The 3,478-nt window shown below is 26.6% G+C and carries 3 protein-coding genes; 2 read left to right on the forward strand and 1 reads right to left on the reverse strand.

Features of this window, described 5'->3' with window-relative positions:
- Positions 1–321 precede the first annotated feature (321 nt).
- Together HMPREF2926_RS01795 and HMPREF2926_RS01800 are read left to right on the forward strand one after the other, a co-directional pair.
- Positions 322–1,443 carry a HesA/MoeB/ThiF family protein gene (locus tag HMPREF2926_RS01795; protein WP_049489279.1) on the forward strand — a complete coding sequence of 374 codons (1,122 nt, stop codon included), beginning with the start codon at positions 322–324 and terminating at the stop codon, positions 1,441–1,443.
- Positions 1,436–2,599: a M16 family metallopeptidase gene (locus HMPREF2926_RS01800; RefSeq protein WP_049489280.1), complete on the forward strand. Its 1,164-nt coding sequence runs from the start codon at positions 1,436–1,438 to the stop codon at positions 2,597–2,599. The genes HMPREF2926_RS01795 and HMPREF2926_RS01800 overlap by 8 nt, the downstream gene beginning before the upstream one ends.
- Here HMPREF2926_RS01800 and HMPREF2926_RS01805 read toward each other — a convergent pair.
- Positions 2,562–3,446, reverse strand: a complete 885-nt coding sequence (locus HMPREF2926_RS01805) for a helix-turn-helix domain-containing protein (RefSeq protein ID WP_049489281.1) — start codon at positions 3,444–3,446, stop codon at positions 2,562–2,564. The two genes, HMPREF2926_RS01800 and HMPREF2926_RS01805, sit on opposite strands and share 38 nt — an antisense overlap.
- Positions 3,447–3,478 lie beyond the last annotated feature (32 nt).

The raw sequence follows: 3,478 nt of genomic DNA on the forward strand, positions 1-3,478 counted from the left end.
ATTACTCATGATCAAAATCCAGAAATATTGAAAGAGTTTGATCAGATTATTGTTTTATAATAGAAAGGAGGTGATGATCATGATTATGGAAGATTTCAACATTTTGGAGTTAGAATTTGAAGAAATTCGTGAAGATAATACAACTAATTGGTACTTTATCTAAGATAATTTTAGATTTAGTTAATTTAAACTTTTAAAAAGAGAGTTTAAATTAGTTTGTATTAATAAAAAAGAAGTCAATAATATTAATTGACTTCTCGTGTATAACAAAAGCATGCATGTCCATCTTGCATGCTTTTATCAAATAGTTGAGGATATAAAATGGATAATTATTTCCCAAAATGGAACCAGGATAGAATCGTTTACCAATGGAAGAACGACAGATTAAGAATTGGAGCTGACGATGTTGATGTATTAGAAATTACAGGATACTCAGATTTTTGGTCAGATTTAATTTCTTGTTGCAATGGAATTAATAGCTTTGAAGAAATTAAAGATTTATTAAGAAAAAAATATGATATATCCGAAAATATTATAGAAAAATATATATCTAAATTTTCTGATCGTAATTTATTAGAAATATTAGATAGACCTGTAAATCAAATTGATCACTATTTAATTAATGAATCACTGGAAACTTATTATTCTAGTGAAGGTATTGGTGGGATTAAATTACTTGAAAAATTGAGTAATTTAAAAGTTACCATACTAGGATGTGGAGCCGGTGGTTCTCATATCGCATTACAATTAGCCCAATTAGGGGTAGGGCGACTTCATTTAGTCGATGATGATATTGTTAAAGAAAATAATATAAATAGGCAATCTATGTTTACCTTTAACGATATTGGTAAATATAAAGTTGACTGTGTAAAAGATTGTATTCTAAAACGTAATTATCAGTGTGTAGTCACAAAAAGAAAATTAAAAATGAGCACTGTTGATGCTGTAAAAAAAGAAATTTCTGAAAGTGACTGGGTATTTTGTTGTATGGATGAACCTCCTTATATAGCACAAAGATTAGTAAATAGAGCATGCTATTTATTTAATATCCCTAGTATATACTGTTTTAGCCAACGTAGCGCAGGTAAACTCTTATTTTGTAATCCTAATATTCAAAATATAGGCTGTGTTGATTGTTTACTTTATGAACAAGATAGTGATAACTTTCAAAATTTAGTTAAAAAATTTTCAAACTATGATGGAAAATTAATAACTGCAAATATTTTAACTAATATTCTATTATTGTCATCATGGGTTGTGAAGAAATGGTTAGATTGTGTAACAGAGAAAAATAGTAATGTTTGGAATACTTTATTTAGATTTGATTTTTATAGTTTTAGGGAAGATGAATTCAAGCACTTCTCTAAGCAATCTCATTGTCCTACATGTGGTCATGATTTCAACAAAAGTAAACTCTGGGAGATTCTAAAAATTGATGAATAAGAAAATTATATTTAAAAAAAATCAAGCAAGTAAATTTGCATATTTTTCATTGATGTTTGTTGCAGGTACTAGTATTGAGCAAGTAAATGAATTAGGATTTTCACATCTTATTGAACATTTACTAATACGAGCAGGGAATGAACAATCACTAAATGAATTGTTTGATATGAATGGTGCAGCTATTAAAGGAGAGACATCTAGAGATTATATTAATTTAAGTGGTTACTGTCTAGCTGAAGATTTCAATAAAATTTTTAAAATACTGATAAGTAGGATTTTCAATCTTTCTATTACTGAAGATGAACTATTGAGGGAAAAGAAAATAGTCTTAATTGAATTAAATCAGTATGAAAATAGTAAAAAATCTATTAATGATAATCGAGTAATTTTTAAAAATAGTTCTTGGTCAATAGATATTATTGGTACTAGAGGTAATATTGAGTATGTTAGTTTAGAAACTTTATATAAATTTTATATAAAAAATATTCAAGCAGGAGAATTCCAGATTGCTATTGCTGGTCCAAGTTTTCTACAAAGTGAAATCATAAGTATTGAAAATATGTTACCTTTAAGTGGATCATCTGTAGAAATTAACTCTCCGGCTTTTTCAACTGGTTTAACGGAATTAGATAAACAACAAGAACTTTCTGAAATTTCTATGTATCTAGATATATCTGGTATGGTAGCATCATCTCATGAAATGGCAATGTTAAGTATCTTAAACTCGATGTTAACTGGTATTAAAGATTCATTATTAGACCATAAGTTAAGGACACAAAAGCAATGGATATATAATATTGTATCATACCCAATATTTTATAGTAATATGACTTTACTAAAAATAGTAACTATAACACCTACAATCTATAAGAAAAAATTGATTAAAACACTGGAGAACAATCTTGTTAATGAATCCGATTTATCTGATGAACTATTATTTTATAAGGCTAAAAAAAGAGTAATCAATGAATTGTACATAAATTGTGAAGTTAATAAAAATGAATATTTAAAAACAATTTGTAGAGAAAAATTATTTGATATTCCAAGTTGGGATAGTATTGCTGAAGAGCTGGAATTGATTTCTTTAGATGAATTAAAAAGTTTTTCAAAAAAAGCAATTATTCAAAATAGGAATTACCACATTGTAATAAAATGATAATATTTTTTTTGTAGTAATCTTTATAATTTTTGTATAATGTTTTATTGAATAATTCAAAAATTTTTAAAGCATCTTCTATTTTTAAAATTGATTTTTGATTACGATGAAATTTAAGTTCAAAAAATCCTTCTAAATACAAAAGAATAGTTTGTTCAAAAAAATCTGTGGAATTAGATAATATATTCTTAGTAGCTTGTTTTAAAAATAAAGCTTCCTCATATAAGCTGTTTTCAATCATAATAAGAAGTGAATTAAGAAGTAATTGAACGAGAGCTTGTTTATTTCTAGGTATAGAACTATACAACTTTCCTTTTTTAAGCGCCTCTTTGGCATATCTAAATAATAAATTTGGTAATATTGCTCGACAACAATTTCCAAGAATAAGAATTTCGTAATATCCCCAGTTTTCAACAGAAAATAAATAATTAGTAAGATAAGAGGTGTCTTGATTACTCAATTGATGAGTATTATCAATTCCATAGATAATACTTTCAATGAAAATAGCGTTTAACTTATGATAATGAGATTTGGTTTCTCTAAACAGTTCCATCTCTTTGCTTACCATATTAAGTAATGATTTGATTTCTTGATTGTATGCAGCCTGTTGAACTAAGCGTATCAAGGTATTGAAGTCTGAAGGCTGATAATTATTACATGAAAGCAAAAACTCTTCTAGTGTTACACCTATTTTTTCAAGTAGATATAATAATTTAAAAAATGAGATTTCTGTCTCTCCTAATTCAAATCTAGATATTTGAGACTTTGAAATTTCTGCACCTGCTAATGAAGAAATAGAAATACCTTTTCCTTCTCGTATTTTTCTATAAGTTTCACCTATAATCATATTTATCTCCATTTACCATAAAAAATCATTAG

This window comes from Streptococcus sp. HMSC078D09, from assembly GCF_001813675.1.
GTDB lineage: Bacteria > Bacillota > Bacilli > Lactobacillales > Streptococcaceae > Streptococcus.

Bases quoted from the DNA above. Each gene is read 5' to 3' on its own strand.
- HMPREF2926_RS01795 (WP_049489279.1), top strand. From the start codon at position 322: ATGGATAATTATTTCCCAAAATGGAACCAGGATAGAATCGTTTACCAA.
- HMPREF2926_RS01800 (WP_049489280.1), top strand. From the start codon at position 1,436: ATGAATAAGAAAATTATATTTAAAAAAAATCAAGCAAGTAAATTTGCA.
- HMPREF2926_RS01805 (WP_049489281.1), bottom strand. From the start codon at position 3,446: ATGATTATAGGTGAAACTTATAGAAAAATACGAGAAGGAAAAGGTATT.